Origin of the sequence: Rhodocista pekingensis, from assembly GCF_042665545.1 — a bacterium.
GTDB lineage: Bacteria > Pseudomonadota > Alphaproteobacteria > Azospirillales > Azospirillaceae > Rhodocista > Rhodocista pekingensis.
This window is the reverse complement of sequence record NZ_JBHTCM010000028.1, coordinates 168790-186726: the sequence shown is the minus strand read 5'-3', so window position 1 is coordinate 186726 and position 17937 is coordinate 168790. Positions and strand designations below refer to the sequence as shown.

Genomic DNA, 17937 nt, shown 5'->3' with positions numbered 1-17937 from the left:
CGTCCGCCTGTTCCCACGGAACCATCCATGCCGATCCTCGACCCCTTCCGCCTGGGCCGGCGGCAGCTGCTGAAGACCTTCGGCGCTGCTGCCGTCACCGCCCTGTCGCTGCCGCCGACGCTCCGCCAGTCCCTGGCGCAGCCGGTCTTCGTCGCGCCGCCGTTCCAGCTCGGGGTCGCGGCGGGCGATCCCGCACCCGACGGCTTCGTGATCTGGACCCGGCTGGCGCCGCAGCCGCTGGAGCCCGGCTACGGCATGCCGGCCCAGCCGGTGGAGGTGGACTGGCAGGTCGCGGCCGACGACCGCTTCCGCACCGTCGTGCAGAAGGGCACGGCCGTGGCCCGGCCCGAGCTGGGCCATGCGGTGCATGTGGAGGTGGCCGGGCTGGAGCCGGGCCGCCCCTACTGGTATCGCTTCGTCGCCGGAACGGAGCGCTCGATGGTCGGCCGGGCGCGGACGGCGCCCGCCTTCGGTGCGCCGGTGGACAGGCTCCGATTCGCCGTCGGCGGCTGCCAGGCCTATGAGCACGGGCACTACACCGCCTGGCGCTGCATCTCCGACGAGGACGACCTGGATTTCATCTACCACTACGGCGACTACATCTACGAAGGCGGCGTCCGCAGCTTCTATTTCGACCGCCATGAGGAGCGGACGCTGCCGACGCCGCGCCCCTTCGACGGCAAGGAACTCTATTCGCTGGACGAGTACCGGCGCCGCTACGCGCTCTACAAGCTCGACCCGAACCTCCAGATGGCGCATGCCTCGGCCGCCTTCATCCCGGCCTGGGACGACCATGAGGTGGACAACAACTGGGTGGCCGACCGCGACCAGGACGGCACCCCGCCGGAGGTGTTCCTGCTGCGCCGGATCGCGGCGGCGCAGGCCTATTACGAGAACCTGCCGTTCCGGCGGTCGGCCTGGCCGCTGGGGCCGGCGATGCAGATCTACCGCCGCCTCTCCTTCGGGTCGCTGCTGGACCTGCACGTCCTGGATACCCGCCAGTTCCGCACCGACCAGCCTTGCGGCGACGGTTTCAAGGCGCCGTGCGCGGGAATGGACGCGGACACCGCCTCCGTGCTGGGGGCGGAGCAGGAGAAGTGGCTCTATGACGGGCTTGCCGCGTCCAAGGCCCGGTGGACCGGGCTTGCCCAGCAGGTGATGCTGATGGACATGGACCGCGAGCCCGGCGAGGAGGACATCCGCAACATGGACAGTTGGGACGCCTACCGGGCGGCCCGGACCCGGCTGCTGTCCTTCCTGCACGACCGTCGGATCAGCAACACCGTCGTCCTCACCGGCGACGAGCACCAGAACTGGATCGGGGAGGTCAAGCTGCGGGCCGGCGATCCCGACTCGCCGACCGTGGCGACGGAGTTCCTGGCGACCTCCATCAGCTCGGGTGCCGATGGTGGGGAGATCCGCGCCAACGGCGCCGGCATCCTGGCCGCGAACCCGCACCTCAAGCTGCTGAACGACCAGCGCGGCTACCATCTGCACGAGGTCACGCCCAAGGCCTGGACGGCGCACGTCAAGGTTCTGGACAAGGTCAGCACGCCGGGCGGAACGCTCTCCACCCGCGCGGTCTTCACGGTCGATCCCAAGCGGCCCGGACCGCAGCCGGCCTGACCGGTCGGGCTGCTGCCGGTCAGTCCCGGGTTTGATCCACGTCAAGGTGCCCCGGATGGTGAAACGATATGGTCGCCTCACCATTCGGGAGGGCGCGCGATGCTGATGGACGGTCGAACCCCGGGGCCCGCTCTCACCGGCTTCGCCCTGCTGGCCCAGGCCATGGGACTGGCGGCCGCGGGCCGGGGGGAGACGGCGCTGGACAATCCCTTCGTGGAGGAGCCTGGAGCATCGGCCGCCTGGATCGACGGCTGGATGCGGGGGCAGGCGGGGCGTTCGGCCCCGCTGTCCGGCCGGGCCTGACGGACGGAAGCGGACCGCGGTCGCCGGAAAGGGATAGCGCATCTTTGTCACCACCACGCCAGCGCCCTCTTGCCCTGCGGAGTGTTCACCGGTCGGGTTGATCTTCCCGGAGCTGACCGATGCCGCCTTCCGCCGGACGGGGCCGCTGCGCCGCCGCCCCTGCTGTTCCTGCGCCTGCCGTTCCCGACCCTGTCGGTTCCGCCTCCGGCGTGATCCTCGACGGTCCGCATGCCGCGCCGCGCCTGGAAGGGGTGGCCGCGCATGCACGGGTCATGGACCGGCTGGCGGCGCAGGTCCGCACCCTCTCGCGCTTCTTCCCGCCGGGCGGCCGCGTCGCCTATCTGGATCTGCCGTTGCACGGCAATGTCGGTGACCTGCTGATCTATCTGGGAACCGAGCGGTTCCTGGCGGAGCAGCGGCAACGGGTGGTGCTGCGCACGACCTGCGCCGCATCTCCCGCGCGGATCGCGCGCCGGATCGGGACCGGGGACCTGATCTGCCTGCATGGCGGCGGGAACTTCGGGGACCTCTATCCGGCACACCAGGAGTTCCGGCGGGCGGTCGTGGAGCGGTTTCCGGACAACCGCATCGTCGTCATGCCGCAGACGGTGCATTTCGGCGACGGCAGTCTCTGGCACCTGCTGGAACCCTTCCGGCGCCACCGCCGCCTGACCGTCTGCGTGCGCGACCGCGCGTCCGCCCGGGCCCTGGCCGAGGCCGGGATCGAGGATGTCGTGCTGGTTCCGGACATGGCGCACCTGCTCTGGCAGGACCGGCCGGCCGGCGGCGGTGGCGGGCCGCTGTACCTGCTGCGCCGCGACCAGGAGGCACCGGCCGGGGTGGGACCGCAGACCGCGGCCCCGGCCTTCGACTGGGGCGACCTGATCCATCCCGCCGAACGGCGCTGCTTCCATCTGCTCCAGATCGCGGCGCGGCGCCATCTACCCGTCGCCCCGCTCTGGCAGCCGCTGGCCGCCCGGCTGGCGCGCCGGGCGGAGCGGCTGCTCGCCCGCCACGACCATGTGGTGACCGACCGGCTGCACGGGGTGATCCTGTCGGCGCTGCTGTCGCGGCGGGTGACGGCCCTGGACAACAGCTACGGCAAGGTCTCCGCCTATGTCGATCTCTGGCTCGCCCGTTCCCCCCTGATTGCCAGGGGATGAAGGGGCGCGGTCCGGGGTGATCCGACGGGGTGACCGGACGAAAGCGGATCGCCGCCGGAAGAGCGGTTGCCCCGCGGGCGCCGGGCGGCAGGATTCGGCTGCAACCACCGCTGGGGAGCCGCATGACCGATACGGCCGAATCCCTCCTGACGACGGCAGCCGCCTCGCCGCCCCGCATCGACGTGATCATCCGGACGCTTGCCGAGGCGCGCCGGGCCGACAGTCTGCGCCGCGCCATCCGGAGCATCCGGAACCAGCAGGGCGTCACGGCCCGGCCGATCGTCGTCGTCAACGGCGACCGCTTCGATCCGGTCCTGGTGACGGAGCTGCGGGCCATGCCGGAAATCAGGCTGGTCCGGATCCCCGGGGGCCTCAGGGACAGCATGCTGGAGGGGCGCCGTCTGGTCGATGCGCCGTTCTTCGCGTTCCTGGACGATGACGACGTGCTGCTGCCGGGCGGGCTCGCGGCCCGGCTCGGGCCGCTTCTGGCGGACCCGACGGTGGACCTGTCCGTCGGCAACGGCTGGGAGGTCGGTCATGGTCGCCGGGTCATGGCGATCCCGGACATGCCGGCTGTCCGGAGCGATCCGCTGAACGCCCTGCTGTCCGCCAACTGGCTGCACAACTGTGCCGGGACGTTCCGCGCGGCAGCCTTCCCGCTGTCCTGGCTGGATGACCTCATCGACGAATACGAGTGGACCTGGATCGCGTTCAAGAGCGCGGGGGAGGGGCGTCGCATCGCCTTCGTGGACGCCATGACCTTCCTCTACACGGCGGATTCCCCGGGGTCGGCCAGCAAGCAGGAGCGCTGGATGCGGTGGGAGGACCGGCTGTACGGGCACCTGCGCGACCTGCCGCTGCCGGCGCCGGTCCATGCCGCGCTCAGGCGCCGGCACGGGGCGGCCCTGCACGCCCTGTCCGACCTTTTCCGCCGCCGCGGCGCCCTCGGACTGGCCTGGCGCTACCATCTGTGCAGCCTGATGAAGCCGGGGGGCGTCCGCTACCTCGCCTATTCGCGCAGGCTGCTGCTGCCGACCGCGGGCTGACCGGTCAGCCGTTCAGGCGCCGGCGCAGGCTGTCCGCCACCCGCTCCGCGGTGCGCCCGTCCCAGAGGTCCGGCCGGGCACCCCGCGGCCAGCGGCCGGCCAGCACGTCGCCGATGCGGTCGGCCAGTTCGGGCAGCCGGACCAGCCGGTTGGTCCCCGTGGTCACGGTCACCGGCCGTTCCGTCGTCTCCCGCAGGGTCAGGCAGGGGATGCCCAGACAGGTCGTCTCCTCCTGCACGCCGCCGCTGTCGGTCAGCACCAGCCGCGCCCGCAGCACCAGGGCCATGAAGCCGACATAGGGCAGCGGCCGCACCGGCACGATGCCGGCCGCCCGCTCCAGCCGGGGCCAGAGGCCGAAGCCCTCCAGCCGGGCGCGGGTGCGCGGATGCACCGGGAAGACCAGCGGCAGGTCGCGCGCCACGTCCGTCAGCACCTCGACCAGCCGTTCCAGGGTCGCGGCGTCGTCCACGTTCGCCGGCCGGTGCAGGGTGACGACGCCGTAGCCGCCGGGCGGCAGGCCGAGGTCGGACAGGATCGGGTCCGCCTCGATCCGGTCGCGCTGGCGCTCGAAGCTGTCGATCATGATGTTGCCGACCCGCTCGATCCGGGCCGGGTCGGTGCCCTCGCGCAGCAGGTTGGCATCGCCGTCCGGCGACGGGGTCCAGAGCAGATCGGCCACGCGGTCGATCAGCACCCGGTTGATCTCCTCCGGCATCGTCCGGTCGAAGGAGCGCAGGCCCGCCTCCAGATGCGCCACGGGCACGCCCAGCTTGACCGCCGCCAGCGTGCAGGCAAGGCTGGAGTTGACGTCGCCCACGACGACCGTCCAGGCCGGCCGGCCGTCCAGGCACAGATCCTCGTAGGCCGTCATCACCGCCGCCGTCTGCCGGGCGTGCGTGCCGCTGCCGACGGCGAACTGCACGTCCGGCCGCGGCAGGTCCAGATCCTGGAAGAAGCTGTCGGACATCTCGGCGTCGTAGTGCTGGCCTGTGTGGACCAGCCGCGGCCGGCACCAGTCCGCCCGGCTCAGCGCGTGCCAGAGCGGGGCCACCTTCATGAAGTTGGGCCGGGCCCCGGCCACCAGATCGACGATCGGCTTGCTCATGCGCAGGGCTCCCAGGATGGTGCGTGAGGTCAGGCGGCCGCCGCCGTGGCGCCCGACATCAGGTCGTGCAGCGCCTCCGGCGTGGTGAAGCGGCCGCCCAGGCCACGGAAGAAGTCGAAGAACCGCTCCATGTCGGTCAGGAAGCGGTCGAGATCGGCTCCGCTGCGGACATAGGGCGTGTGCCCCGGCGCCAGCGACGGGCTGTGGTAGGTGTAGGAGAAGATCCGTCGGCCGTCGGCCAGCAGGGTTTCCACCAGCCGCCGGTGATCCTCGAAGCGCAGCCCCTCCGGCGACAGCCGGATGCGGTCGAACAGGCCGCTGCGCGCGAGCAGGCCCGGCAGCCGCAGGCGCATCCCCAGCGGCGAGGTCGTGGCCGTATGCAGCGCCGCCGTCCGTCCCCGCAGCGGACCCGTGAACCCCGCTGTCAGGGGCAGTTCCAGCAGCCGCCCGCCGGGGCCGACCCAGAACGGGTCGATGCCGTAGCCGCGGAAGTCGGGTCCGCTGTCCGCGGCGAAGCTGACCCAGGGCACGACGCTGCTGTCCACCCGGTAGCCCAGTTCCAGCAGAAGCGCTGGCGTCTCCGGCCCCAGCCCGTAGCGGCCGGCGCGGTAGACGGTCGGTGCGCGGCCGAAACCCTCCGCGATGGCCTCCGTCAACCGGCGCAGCTTCTCCCGCTCCAGTGCCGGCGGCAGGTTGCCGGCGTAGGAGGCTGCGGGGGAAACAACCTCCTCGTGCGGCGGGTTCACCCAGGGGTGCAGGTGCGCGCCGATCCCGCAGCGCCCCTCCCGTTGCAGCCCGCCCAGCAGGTCGCGCGCCACGGGGGAGGTCGCCACCGGCCAGTCCACGACATAGGTCGGCACGATCCCGTAACGGTCGAACAGGGCGTGCGCCCGGCGCTGCGCCGGGATGGTCGTGACGGCCACGTTCTCCCGCGCCAGCGGGCGCGACCAGTCGAACTCCTCCTCCGTGTCGACGATCACGGTCAGCAGCGGCGGCAGGTCCGGCGGCAGCACCGCCTGCCGGTGGGGAAGCGGGTGGCTCATGCGGCGGGTCTCGTCCGGCGGAACAGGTATTCCAGCGTCAGCACGCGGGCGAGCTGGCGCGGGTCGCCGATCCGCTCCACCCGGAAGAACCGCTCCACCCACTCCGACCGGCCGGGCAGCACGGCCTCCCGGTGCGGGCCGGTCAGCAGCGCCGGCAGCGGCCCGGCCCGACGCCGGCGCGGCAGCCAGCCGGGGCGCAGCCGCAGCAGCAGGTCGGCGGCGCGCGCCGCGACCGGCGGCGGCCGGTCGAAGGCATGGCCGTAGGCGGACGGATGCGCCGCGAGCGCCGGGTCCGCCAGCGCGATCATCCGCGCCTGGAGCCGCCCGCCCCGCTTCAGGGCCGGCGGCGAGGCCAGGGCCGCCCGCAGCACCGGCGGATCGACGAAGGGCGTCAGCGCCGGGCCGAAGCGGTTGTTCAGGCTGGCGTTGCGCCCCATCCACCAGCGGCAGCGGAAGGCGGGATAGAGGGCTTCCGCCTGCACGGCGCTGAGCCGCCGGTCCGGTTCGACGCCGAGCGTCGCCGCGATCCGGCCGGCGAGGCCGTCGAGATAGGCGTCCGCGTCGAAGTCCCCGGCGGCGATGGACGGATCGAACCCTCCGTAGAACCGGCGGGCGAGCCCGGCCGGGCTGACGCCCCAGGGCGGCAGGTGGAAGAAGTCGCGGAAGACCTCCCCGCCGCCGCCGTTCAGGGCCAGCCGGCCGCCCGCGCTGCGCGCCGTCCGGGTGCGGACATCCATGCCGTTGTCGAACAGCCCGTCGATGGGGCAGCCGTCCAGGGCCAGGAAGTTCGCCTCGACCTGGGCCGCGAACGCCTCCGGGTCGGGGGTTCCGGCGGCAGCCTTGTCCACCGTCTCCAGCGCCAGCCCCTCGGCCGCGCAGATGGCGCGGGCGATCCGCACGTCCGGGCTGTCGGCCGCACCGTAGACATGCAGCGCCGGGACGGCGCCGCAGCGGCGCAGCAGCGCCAGGATCAGGCGGCTGTCATAGCCGCCGGAAAGGGCCGCATCCAGCTTTCCGCCCCAGAGCTCCGCCAGCACGGCGAAGCGCCGATGCAGCACGGCGAGGCAGCGCTCCGCCGCCTCGTCCAGGCTCGCCCGCCGTCCTGACGGGCAGGGCAGGAGTGCTGCGCCGTCGCCGGCCGACAGCAGCCGGATTTCCCGGAAGACGGTGCCGCCGCCGTGTGGCGCCTCCTGGAAGACATGGTCGTAGACGCCCTGCGGGTCGATGCTGAGCCGGGGCAGGGTCTCCGCCAGCGCCAGGAACGAACTGCTGACGATCCGGCCCGCGCCGTCCGCGTGCAGGTGGAAGGTCCCGGCCCCGTCGGTGCGCAGGACCCGGCGGCTCGCGACCCGTCCCGCGACGGCGAAGCAGCCCCAGGGCTCGTCACCGTCCGTCAGCGTTCCGGCGCGCAGGTCGGCATGCAGGCGCCGAAGCGCTTCCATGCCCGTGGCGCCGCGGTGGATCAGCGTGCCCGCGGCGGCCAGGGCGTCGCCGTCGGGCGTCTCCAGCAGCATCGGATCGCCGCCGCAGAAGGGAGCGTGGGCGCCCAGGATCAGGCCGGGCAGCGCCACCCGCCGGCCGGCCCGGAAGCCTTGGCCCCGCAGCGAGGCATCCAGGCGGGCGGCATCCTCCGCCGCGGCCCGTTCCCCGGCCGGACTGCCGGCATCCGGCCCGGCGAAGATGGCGTAGAGGGCACCCATCGGCCGCGCGTCTCAGGGCCAGCGGGCGAGCGCGTCGCCCGTCCGCTCCAGCAGCCGTTCCGGCAGCGGCGCTTCCCACAGCGACCAGAACGGCACATCGACGACGGTGTGCGCATCCACCGCCGCCCCGCCCGCTTCCCACGCCGCCATCGCCAGCCGGCTCGCGGCGCCGGGTCCGGCGGCGGCGTCCGCGGCGATCTCCAGCCAGGCGACCCGGGTGCCCGCGGGCGGCGGCAGGTCGCGCAGGGTCCGCGCCGCCAGCGCGTCCAGCAGGGCCGGGCGCAGGGTGTAGCCCGCGATCTCCACCGGCCGCCCGGCCGCCAGAGAGTGCCGTGGCGTCGTCGCCGGACCGCCCCCGCGCAGTCCGCCCCCGCGTAGCCCGGCGGCGACGCCGACCCGGAGAAGCTGCCGCACGAAGGCAGCCCCTTCCGCCACCGGCTGCCAGAACAGCAGGTGCCGCGCCGCCGTCCGCCGCGCCATCTCGGCCGCCAGCAGGGCGCCGGAGCGCACGCCCCAGAAGCCCGGGCGGGTGCCGCTGGCGCGGGCCAGCCAGGCGGCGGCAGTTTCCAGATCGGACAGCCAGAGGTCCCAGTCGGCTTCGGCGAAATCGCCGCCGCTGTCCCCCGTGCCATAGGGATCGACGATCAGGGTGGCGATGCCCCGCGCCGCCAGACGCCGCGCCTGCACCGCTACGGCGCGGCGTCCCCGGTTCATCTCCTCCGCGAAGGGCGGGCAGTAGACCAGGGCCAGCCGCTCGGGGGCCTGCGCCGGGACATGCAGGCAGAAGACCGGCCCCCCGTGTCCCTCCAGGAAGAAGGGGGTGACGTCGCCGGGGACGGGGGCCGGATCGTAGGCTTCCAGGGCGCTCATGCCGGCGCTCCCAGCCAGTCCAGGGTCCAGTCGGCCACCTGCTCCCGCCAGACGGCGGAGGAGAAGGTATGGTCCGCGGCCTCCAGATGCCGCCGCGCCGTTCCAGGCCGTGCCAGAATCGCACGCCAGCGCGGGCAGCGGCCGGCAAGGTCCAGGAACTCCCGTGCGATCAGGTCCTGTCCGCTGGTGACGACCAGGGTCGCACCGCGGAAGCGGGCCAGCGCCGCCGCCATCCGGTCGGGCAGGGCCGCGGGCTCCGTCGCACCCGTCCGGCTGCGCCGGGCGGCACCCAGCACGCCCGCCACGGCCCCGCCCAGGGCGACCTCTCCGCGCAGCAGACGCCGCCAGAAGCCGGGATCGCGCAGCCGGCCGCCGTAATAGTGCGTCAGCTCCGCCCGCGCCGCCCCGGCTTCGGTCCGCACCCAGGGGTTCAGCAGCACCAGCCGGGTGACGCGCGCATCGTCCGCCGCGACCGCAAGGATCGCCGGCACCGCGTCGCACAGGCCCCAGAGAGCGATGCCGTCCAGGCCGGGGCAGGCGCCGGCCAGTGCCTCCACGGCCGTGCGGATGTCGGGGCTGATCGCCTCGAACCCCGGAGCATCGCCCACGCTGTCGCCGATCCCGGCATGGTCGAAGCGCAGTACCGCCACGCCCGCCGCCGCCAGCCGGCGGGCCAGCAGGACGAAGGCGCGGTGGCTGCCGGCCCGGTACTGCGGTCCGCCCACGACGATGACGCAGCCGCGGCGCGGCCGATCTCCGCCAGGCCCGTCCGCCGGTCGGTGCAGGATCGCCACCAGCCCACCGGGCAGCAGCATCGGCTCTTCGCGCAGGGTCATGGCAGGGTCCGCTCAGTCCGCCCGCTTGCGCCGGACGAAGTCGGTCAGGCTGCCGACGGTGCGGAAGATCGCGGCGTCGATCTCGTCATCCTCGATGACGATGCCGAACCGTTCCTCCAGCGCCGTCAGGACGGCGACCACGGCCATGCTGTCGAATTCCGGCAGGCTGCCGAACAGGCCGGTCTCCGCCGTCAGCTCCGCGGCGCGGCCGGTCAGGTTCAAGGTGTCGCGCAGCAGGGCGCAGACTTCCTCCTGTACCGGATCGGCCGTCTTCAGGTCGTACATGAAAATCCCCCGCCGAGCTTTCTGATTAGAGTGAAAGGAGGGTGACCTGCACATCCGGTCGCCACTCCACGGGCGCACTTTAGCAAGCAAGGGGGGCGCCATAACATGCGCGCGGACGGTTGTCCGGGAGGCTCCTAAGTTTCAATACAGGAGTACTGGCGGTGGTTTTGGTGGCCCGTTCGAGTGAGCGCGATCGTCTTTTCGGGTCACTCCCGATACTTTTTACGAAAGCCCGTGGCGTGCTTGCCGAATTCGGGGTGCGGGACGCAGTGTCCTACGCGGTGTACCGGCTCCTGGGGCGAAGCGGCGGATGGCTGGGGTTCTACCGATACGTGTTCCATGCCCAGCCCGTGGCCGCGGTGCCGCGGGTGCCGCCGCGCCGTGCCGCCGGGCTGCCCGTGCGCCGGCTGTCGCCGGGCGACCCGGCGCTGGCCGCGCTCGGCCTGGATGCGGCGGCGCAGGCGCACCGCTTCGGGCAGGGGGCCGTGTGCCTCGCCGCCTTCCGCGGCGAGGAGCCGCTGGGCTGCATCTGGCTCTGCCTGGGGCCGTTCCGGGAGGACGAGGTGCGCTGCCGTTTCGAGCCCCTGCCGGCCGGGACCGCCTGCTGGGACCTGGGCGTGTTCGTGCGCCCGGAGCACCGGGCGGGCTTCGCCTTCGCCCGGCTCTGGGACGCGGCGGACGCCTTCCTGCGGGAGCGGGGGGTGCGCTGGTCGGTCAGCCGCATCTCCGCCTTCAACCCCGCCAGCCGCCGGGCGCACGAACGTCTGGGCGCCCGGCCGGTCGGGACGGCGAGCTTCCTCTGCCTCGGCCCGGTGCAGCTCACGGTCTCGTCGCTGCGGCCGTTCCCGCATCTCTCCCTGCGGCGCGACCGGCTGCCGGTCCTGCGCCCGCCCGTGCCCGAGCTTCCTGACCCGCCTCCTGCCCCGGACGGACCATGAGCGACCTGCTGCACCACCTGATCCTGCACACGGCCGGGCGCGCGCCCTCGGCCCCCGCCCTGCGCTGCCGCGACACGGCCCTGGATTACGGCACCCTCGCCCGGCAGGTCGGCCTGTTCGCCGGGGCGCTGGCCGGCGCCGGGGCGGGCCGCGGCGACCGTGTCGCCGTCTATCTCGACAAGCGGCCGGAGACGGTGGTCGCCCTGTTCGGCGCCGCCATGGCGGGCTGCGTCATGGTTCCCGTCAACCCCGTGCTGAAGCCGGCCCAGGTCGCGCACATCCTGGCCGACTGCGGCGTGCGCGTCCTGGTGACGGCGCGCGGGCGTCTGGACGCCCTGGTGCCGGAGCTGGGCCGCTGCCCCGGGCTGGACGTGGTGGTCCTGGTCGATGCCGCCGGCAGCGTGGAGGAAACGGGGTTGCCCGGCGTCGCCGTCCTTTCCTGGGCCGAGTTCCTGGACCTGCCGCCGCTGCCGCCGCACCGCGTGATCGACACGGACATGGCGGCGATCTTCTACACGTCGGGCAGCACCGGGCGGCCGAAGGGGGTGGTGCTGTCCCACCGCAACCTGGTCGCCGGCGCCCGCAGCGTCGCCCAGTACCTGCGCAACGATCCCTCCGACCGCATCCTGGCCGCGCTGCCCCTGTCCTTCGACGCCGGTTTCAGCCAGTTGACGACCGGCTTCCACGCCGGTGCCCTGGTGGTGCTGGCCGACTATCTGCATCCGGCCGAGCTGGTGCGCCTGTGCGCGCGGGAACGGATCACCGGCCTGACCGGCGTGGCGCCGCTCTGGGTGCAGTTGGCCGGCGTCCGCTGGCCGGCGGAAGCGGCGGCAAGTCTGCGCTACTTCGCCAACACCGGCGGCCACCTGCCGCGGCCGATCCTCCAGACATTGCGCGCGGCCCTGCCCGGTGCGCAGCCCTTCCTGATGTACGGCCTGACGGAGGCGTTCCGCTCCACCTACCTGGACCCGGCGGAGGTGGACCGCCGGATCGACAGCATCGGCAAGGCGATCCCGAACGCCGAGATCCTGGTCGTCCGCCCGGACGGCAGCCCCTGCGCGCCGGGGGAGGAGGGCGAACTGGTCCACCGCGGCGCCCTGGTCGGTCTCGGCTACTGGAACGACCCGGAGCGCACGGCGGAACGCTACCGCCCGGCGCCGGGCCAGCCGGCCGGGCTGCCGCTGCCGGAGATGGCGGTCTGGTCGGGCGACATCGTCCGCACCGACGCCGACGGCTTCCTCTACTTCGTCGGACGGCGGGACGAGATGATCAAGACCTCCGGCTACCGGGTCAGCCCGACGGAGGTGGAGGATGTCGCCTACGGCAGCGGCCTTGTCGCCGAGGCGGCCGCGGTCGGCGTGCCGCACGCCACCCTGGGGCAGGCGGTGGTCCTGGTGGCGGCGGGCCGCGACGGCGGCCCCCTGGAGGAGGCCGCGCTGGCGCAGGCGTTCCGCGCCGCCCTGCCGGCCTACATGGTGCCGCGCCTGATCCTCGGCCGTCCCTCGCTGCCGCGCTCACCCAACGGCAAGATCGACCGCAAGGCCCTGTCGTCCGAGCTTGCCGGGAGCTTCGGTACGGGGACGGAGGCCGCGGCATGACCCTGACCCTGGACGCCCCGCACCCCGCCCTGGCCGCCTGGGACCGGTCGGGACCGGAGCTGCTGGTCGGCGGCGTGCCGCTGTCGCGCCTTGCCGCGCGGGTGGGCTCGACGCCCTTCTTCGCCTACGACCGGGAGAAGCTGACCGCGCGGGTCGGGCGGCTGCGGCGCTTCCTGCCGGAAGCGATCCATCTGCACTATGCCGTGAAGGCGAACCCGATGCCGGCGCTGGTCGCCCACATGGCCGGACTGGTGGACGGCTTCGACGTGGCGTCGGCCGGGGAGATGGCGACGGCACTGGATGCCGGGATGGCGCCGCAGCACGTCAGTTTCGCGGGCCCCGGCAAGACGGACGCCGAACTGCGCCGGGCCGTCGCCGCCGGGATCGTCGTCGAAGCCGAGTCCGAGGGGGAGGTGCGCCGTCTGGCGGCGCAGGCCGCGGCGCTGGGCCTGTCCGCGACGGTCGTCGTGCGGGTGAACCCCGACTTCGCGCTCAAGGGCTCCGGGATGAAGATGGGCGGCGGGCCGCAGCAGTTCGGCGTGGATGCCGAACGGGTGCCCGCCCTGCTGCGCCTGATCGGGGACCTGAGCCTGGACTTCGCCGGCTTCCACATCTTCGCCGGGTCGCAGAACCTGCGGGCCGATCAGCTTGCCCTGGCGCAGGAGCGCACGGTGGACCTGGCTCTGCGGCTGGCCGGGCAGGCGCCGGGTCCGGTCCGGCACCTGAACCTGGGCGGCGGGTTCGGCATTCCGTACTTCCCGGACGACCGGCCGTTGGACCTGGGGCCGGTGGCGGACTCCCTGGCCCGCGCGGCGCTGCGGCTGGGCGAGCGGCTGCCCGGCGCGCGCCTGATCCTGGAACTGGGGCGCTATCTGGTGGGGGAGGCGGGCGTCTATGTCTGCCGCGTCGTGGACCGCAAGGAGTCCCGCGGGCAGGTCTTCCTGGTGACGGACGGCGGGCTGCACCACCACCTCGCCGCTTCGGGCAACTTCGGGCAGGTGATCCGGCGCAACTACCCGCTCGCCATCGGCACCCGGATGGACCGCCCGGCGGAGGAGACGGCGAGCGTCGTCGGCTGCCTCTGCACCCCGCTCGACCTGCTGGGCGACCGCTGCGCCCTGCCGCGGGCCGAGGTCGGCGACCTGCTGGTCGTCTTCCAGTCCGGCGCCTACGGCACCACCGCCAGCCCGGCCGCCTTCCTGGGCCATCCGCCGCCGGCGGAAGTGCTGGTCTGAAGCCGCGACCGAAGCCGGAAAGGAGAGGGAAGATGGACGGTCTGTTCGGCTGGTGCGGCACCGTTCCGGGACACGCGACCTGGTCGGAAGCGGCGCGCGGGCTGGAGGCACCCGGCGGCACCGCCGCGTCGCCGGACGGGACGGTGCGGGCCGGCATCGCCGGGACGCCGCGCTGGGCCGACCGGGAGCTGGCGGACCTGGCCGCCGTCCGGGGCGATGCCGCGGCCCTGCTGGAAGCCTACCGCCGCGACGGGGAGGCGCTGTTCGGGCGGCTGCGCGGCGGCTATGCGGCCGTGGTGATGGATGCCCGTCATGACCGGGTCGTGGCAGGCATCGACCGTTTCGGCATCCAGACCCTGTGCTACGCCACGCCGGGCCGCGGCGGGCTGGTCTTCGGCAGCACGGCGGATGCCGTCTCCACCCACCCCGCCGTGGATGCCGCGCTGTCGCCGCAGGCGCTCTACGGCTATCTGCACGCCGGGACGGTGCGGGCGCCGGCCACGATCCATGCCGGTCAGCAGAAGCTGCGCCCGGCGGAATATCTGGTCCTGGAGCGGGGACGGCTGCGGCGGGGCTTCCACTGGCAGCCCGGCTGGGGCGAGGACCGCCGCAGCGGACCTGAACTGGCGGAGGAGCTGCGCCGGCTGCTGCGGACGGCCGTGGTGCGGACGCTGGGCCGCGACCCCATGGCCTGCTTCCTCTCCGGCGGGCTGGACAGTTCCACCGTCGCCGGGCTGTTCGCCGGAGCGGTGGGGCGGCCCGCGCGGGCCTTTACGGTCGGCTTCGAGGACCCGCGCTATGACGAGCGGCCCTATGCCCGGATCGCCGCCCGCCATTTCGGCATCGAGCTGACGGAGGCGGTGCTGACGCCGGAGCGGGCGGCCGCCCTGCTGCCGGAGGTGGTGGCCGCCTTCGACGAGCCGTTCGGCAATTCCTCCTCCCTGCCGACCCTGCTCTGTGCCCGCAGCGCCCGGGCCGAGGGCATCGCGCTCATGCTGGCCGGCGACGGTGGGGACGAGATCTTCGCCGGCAATGCCCGCTACCGCGAGCAGCTCCGCTACGAGGCGGCGGCGCGGCTGCCCGCCTCCCTGCGCCGGGCGACCGCGGGCATGCTCCTGTCGCCGGGACTGCCCTGGGGCGGCATGGGCCCGGTCGCCCGCGCCCGGCGCTTCCTGGAGCGGACGGCGCTGCACACGGCGGAGCGGCTGGAGGTCTACAACCCCCTGTGCGGCCGGCCGGTGGCGCGGGTGATCCACCCCGACCTTGCGGCGGCGGTGGACCCGGAACTGCCCATCGCGGAGGCGCGCGCCCTCTATGAGGCGCCGGCGGACGCCGCGCCCGTGCAGCGGATGATGCACCTCGACCTCGCCGTGACGCTGGCCGACAACGATCTGCGCAAGGTCGGCCGCATGTGCGCTCTGGCGGGTGTGCGGGTCGCCTATCCCCTGCTGGACGAGGATCTGGTGGACTTCGCCGTCCGCATCCCCGGAGCCTTGCAGGCGACGCCCCGGCTGCTGCGGCGCTTCTTCCGGGACGCCCTGCGGGACTTCCTTCCGGCGCCCACGCTGGCCAAGCGCAAGCACGGCTTCGGCATGCCCTTCGGCCCCTGGACGGCCGGACGGGGGGAACTGGCCGACATCGCCCGGGACGCCCTGGACGGGCTTGCCGGCCGGGGGTTGCTGGATGACGGCTTCGTCGCCGCGGTGCGGCAGGCGGCCCGCGGCGGCGGCGATCCGGCGCTGGCGGGCTGCCTCTGGGACCTCATGGTGCTGGAGCTGTGGCTGCGTTCCCGCGCCGGGCTCCACCGGGCCGCCCGCCCGGCGGAGGCCGTGGCGTGAGTGAAGTCGGCCGCGCCATGGCCAGGGGGGCTGCGTGGATGGTGCTGATGCGGCTCAGCGTCCGCGCCCTGGGTCTTGTCAGCATGGTCATCCTGGCACGCCTGCTGAGCCCGGGGGATTTCGGCGTCGTGGCGCTCGCGCTCGTCTTCCTCGCGGCGCTGGAGGCCCTGTCGGAGTTCGGCTTCGACCTTGCCCTCATCCGCATCGCGGACCCTGACCGCACCTATTATGACACGGTCTGGACCCTGTCGCTGATCAAGGGGGCCGTCGTCGCGGCGGCGATGGCGGCCCTCGCCGTGCCGGCCGCGTCGCTGACGGGGGAGCCGGCGGTGACGTCGATCCTGCTGGCGCTGGCCGTGCTGCCGCTGATCGAGGGTCTCCAGAATCCCGGTATCGTCGATTTCCGGCGGGAGATGCGGTTCGACCGGGAGTTCCGCTTCCGCATGGTGGAGCGGCTGGCCGGGTTCGCCGTGACCCTGCCGCTCGCCGTCGCCTGGGAGAGTTACTGGGCGCTGGTGGCGGGGATGGTGGCGGGCCGCGTCGCCGCGACGGTGGCGAGCTACCGCATGTCGCCCCGCCGGCCGCGACCGGACCTGTCGCGGGCCCGGGAGATCCTGGGGTTCTCAAGGTGGATCGTCGCCTCCAGCGGGGTTCACTTCCTGAACCAGCGCATGGACGATCTGGTGATCGGACGGCTGGTGGGGACCGCGGCACTCGGCGCCTACAGCCTGGGCAAGGACATCGGCAGCATGACGACGAACGAGCTGCTGATGCCGATCTCCCGCGCGCTCTATCCCGGTTTCGCCCGCATCGCCGACGACCGGGACGGTCTGATCGCGTCCTACATGGACGTGCTGTCGCTGTCGCTCCTGCTTGGCGTGCCGACCGCCATCGGGATCGCCCTGACGGCGGATCTGATCGTGGCCATCGCCCTGACCCCCGACTGGGCCGCGGTCGCCCCGATCATCGCAATCTTCGCTCTGGCCGGTGCCGTGCAGATGGTGGCGGCCAATGCCCATCCGGTGCTGCTGGCGCTTGGCCGGCCGAACATGTCCTTCGCCTTCACGGCGGGGACGGCGGCCATCGGGCTGCCGGCGTTGGTTCCGGTGACGCTCTGGTACGGGGCGGAAGGGGCGGCCTGGAGCATCATGGTCCGGCAGGCCGTTCTGACGATCCTCTTTCTTCTGGCCGTGCGCCACCTGCTGCGACCGGCGGCCGGGCGCTATCTGGCGGCCCTGTGGCGGCCTGTGCTGGGCAATCTGGCGATGGCGGGAGCGGTGTTCTGGCTGCGCCGGGACCTTGCCGCGGCGGCGCTGCCGGCCTCCGTCGAGGCCCTGCTGGCCGTGACGGCCGGGGCCGTGACCTACGGGGTGACGGTGCTGCTGCTCTGGTGGGCGGCGGGACGCCCCGCCGGGATGGAGGCGCTGCTGCTGTCCCGGCTGCGGGGCCGCCTGGGCCTCCGGCGGGTGCCCGCAGCGGCGCCGTGACGGCTCAGCGGCGGCGGAAGCCGCCGCCCGGGGCGGAGCGACCGGTGCGCAACACGCTCCGGCCTGCCGATGGCGGCTCCGCCGGGGAGCGCGCCGGACCGCGGCGCCAGACCGGTTCCAGCAGAGCCAGAGGGCCGAGCGGCCGACCGGCCTCGGCTCGCAGCATCCAGAGGGCCACGGCGAAGACGGCCAGGGTGAAGGCGACGATCAGCAGGAATTCCATGGAGCGTCCTCCGCTGCCGGTTCAGGGGTCGCGCGGCGCCGTGTCGGTGGGGCGGGCCGGGTACTCGACGACGAAGCCGCGCATGAACTTCACATCCCCCGCCGCCTGCCAGAGCCCCCCCTCCTGTGCCGCTGTCATGTAGACCGGCATGAATTTCATGTGGGTCGCCGTCTCGCAGGTGGTGGCCGGGTCGCGGAACCACTGCGGATGCCAGGCCTGGAAGCCGCCCCGCTCCAGCAGGGTGCCATCATCCCATTGCAGCGTGCGGAAGCGGCACCAGTAGCGCAGACCGATCCAGAAGGGTTCGCGCGCCGGGAGGGCGCGGCGGAGGAACTGGAACGTCTCCCGCGTGGTCACCTTGGCCAGCCGGCCGGGCACGCCGGCCCGGCTGCGCCGGTGGGCCCGGGCCTGGGCATCCTCCCAGGTGAATCCGCGGAAGGAATGGTCCGGCAGGATGAGCTGGAAATGGCTGCCGGAAGCGGGGTCGAAGACGACCGGCCCCTCCTTCTCCGGCACGTCCGCGGTCATCTCCGCCGCTCCGGCCCGGCTGGGGAGGAGCAGCACGCCTCCCAGCGCCAGCGCGGCCACGGCCGCCCGGACGGCCTGCCGGCGCGTCCGCAGCAGGGGATTGCGCATCCCGG

17 protein-coding genes are annotated in these 17937 nt (G+C 73.5%); 9 read left to right on the top strand and 8 right to left on the bottom strand.

All coding sequences use genetic code 11. The features are described 5' to 3' along the window. The first annotated feature begins 27 nt into the window (after positions 1–27). From ACFQPS_RS19355 to ACFQPS_RS19340, 4 genes are all read left to right on the top strand, one after another. Positions 28–1626, top strand: a complete 1599-nt coding sequence (locus tag ACFQPS_RS19355; RefSeq protein ID WP_377360894.1) for an alkaline phosphatase D family protein — start codon at positions 28–30, stop codon at positions 1624–1626. Between the two features lie 105 nt (positions 1627–1731). Then, complete coding sequence (locus ACFQPS_RS19350) at positions 1732–1929, top strand: hypothetical protein (protein ID WP_377360893.1); 198 nt, start codon at positions 1732–1734, stop codon at positions 1927–1929. A 209-nt stretch (positions 1930–2138) separates the two neighbouring features. Then, entirely contained in the window at positions 2139–3092 is a 954-nt protein-coding gene (locus tag ACFQPS_RS19345; protein WP_377360891.1) for a polysaccharide pyruvyl transferase family protein, read from the top strand. A 122-nt stretch (positions 3093–3214) separates the two neighbouring features. Beyond that, on the top strand, positions 3215–4138 hold the full coding sequence (locus ACFQPS_RS19340; protein ID WP_377360889.1) for a glycosyltransferase: 924 nt from the start codon (positions 3215–3217) through the stop codon (positions 4136–4138). A 4-nt stretch (positions 4139–4142) separates the two neighbouring features. Here ACFQPS_RS19340 and wecB read toward each other — a convergent pair whose 3' ends face one another. From wecB to ACFQPS_RS19310, 6 genes are read right to left on the bottom strand one after another with little or no spacing between them, the layout of a single operon-like run. Next, a complete protein-coding gene (wecB, locus tag ACFQPS_RS19335; RefSeq protein ID WP_377360888.1) occupies positions 4143–5243 on the bottom strand; it encodes a non-hydrolyzing UDP-N-acetylglucosamine 2-epimerase in 1101 nt (366 codons plus the stop codon). 29 nt (positions 5244–5272) lie between these two features. After that, positions 5273–6286 (bottom strand): polysaccharide deacetylase family protein, encoded by a 1014-nt coding sequence (locus tag ACFQPS_RS19330; RefSeq protein WP_377360887.1) that lies wholly within the window; start codon positions 6284–6286, stop codon positions 5273–5275. Next, positions 6283–7986: an asparagine synthetase B family protein gene (locus ACFQPS_RS19325; RefSeq protein WP_377360885.1), complete on the bottom strand. Its 1704-nt coding sequence runs from the start codon at positions 7984–7986 to the stop codon at positions 6283–6285. The genes ACFQPS_RS19330 and ACFQPS_RS19325 overlap by 4 nt, the downstream gene beginning before the upstream one ends. 12 nt (positions 7987–7998) lie before the next feature. Further along, a complete protein-coding gene (locus ACFQPS_RS19320) occupies positions 7999–8856 on the bottom strand; it encodes a hydrolase 2, exosortase A system-associated (protein WP_377360884.1) in 858 nt (285 codons plus the stop codon). After that, positions 8853–9692, bottom strand: coding sequence for a hydrolase 1, exosortase A system-associated (locus ACFQPS_RS19315; RefSeq protein WP_377360882.1), 840 nt, complete (start codon positions 9690–9692; stop codon positions 8853–8855). Before ACFQPS_RS19315 ends, ACFQPS_RS19320 begins: the two co-directional genes overlap by 4 nt. 12 nt (positions 9693–9704) lie before the next feature. After that, a complete protein-coding gene (locus tag ACFQPS_RS19310; protein ID WP_377360880.1) occupies positions 9705–9977 on the bottom strand; it encodes an acyl carrier protein in 273 nt (90 codons plus the stop codon). Positions 9978–10216: 239 nt separating this feature from the next. Here ACFQPS_RS19310 and ACFQPS_RS19305 point away from each other — a divergent pair, with 239 nt between their 5' ends. The 5 genes from ACFQPS_RS19305 to ACFQPS_RS19285 are packed head-to-tail and all read left to right on the top strand — an operon-like array spanning position 10217 to position 17073. After that, positions 10217–10915, top strand: a complete 699-nt coding sequence (locus tag ACFQPS_RS19305; protein WP_377360878.1) for a GNAT family N-acetyltransferase — start codon at positions 10217–10219, stop codon at positions 10913–10915. Further along, on the top strand, positions 10912–12513 hold the full coding sequence (locus ACFQPS_RS19300; RefSeq protein WP_377360876.1) for an acyl-CoA ligase (AMP-forming), exosortase A system-associated: 1602 nt from the start codon (positions 10912–10914) through the stop codon (positions 12511–12513). Before ACFQPS_RS19305 ends, ACFQPS_RS19300 begins: the two co-directional genes overlap by 4 nt. Beyond that, positions 12510–13748, top strand: a complete 1239-nt coding sequence (locus ACFQPS_RS19295) for a pyridoxal-dependent decarboxylase, exosortase A system-associated (RefSeq protein WP_377360874.1) — start codon at positions 12510–12512, stop codon at positions 13746–13748. The genes ACFQPS_RS19300 and ACFQPS_RS19295 overlap by 4 nt, the downstream gene beginning before the upstream one ends. Positions 13749–13780: 32 nt before the next feature. After that, positions 13781–15586 carry an asparagine synthetase B family protein gene (locus ACFQPS_RS19290; RefSeq protein ID WP_377360872.1) on the top strand — a complete coding sequence of 602 codons (1806 nt, stop codon included), beginning with the start codon at positions 13781–13783 and terminating at the stop codon, positions 15584–15586. After that, positions 15583–17073: a lipopolysaccharide biosynthesis protein gene (locus tag ACFQPS_RS19285; protein ID WP_377360870.1), complete on the top strand. Its 1491-nt coding sequence runs from the start codon at positions 15583–15585 to the stop codon at positions 17071–17073. The genes ACFQPS_RS19290 and ACFQPS_RS19285 overlap by 4 nt, the downstream gene beginning before the upstream one ends. 4 nt (positions 17074–17077) lie before the next feature. Here ACFQPS_RS19285 and ACFQPS_RS19280 read toward each other — a convergent pair whose 3' ends face one another. Both ACFQPS_RS19280 and ACFQPS_RS19275 read right to left on the bottom strand, forming a co-directional pair. Continuing rightward, positions 17078–17296: a hypothetical protein gene (locus tag ACFQPS_RS19280; protein ID WP_377360868.1), complete on the bottom strand. Its 219-nt coding sequence runs from the start codon at positions 17294–17296 to the stop codon at positions 17078–17080. A gap of 21 nt (positions 17297–17317) precedes the next feature. Beyond that, positions 17318–17932, bottom strand: a complete 615-nt coding sequence (locus tag ACFQPS_RS19275) for a C-type lectin domain-containing protein (protein WP_377360866.1) — start codon at positions 17930–17932, stop codon at positions 17318–17320. Positions 17933–17937: the final 5 nt, after the last annotated feature.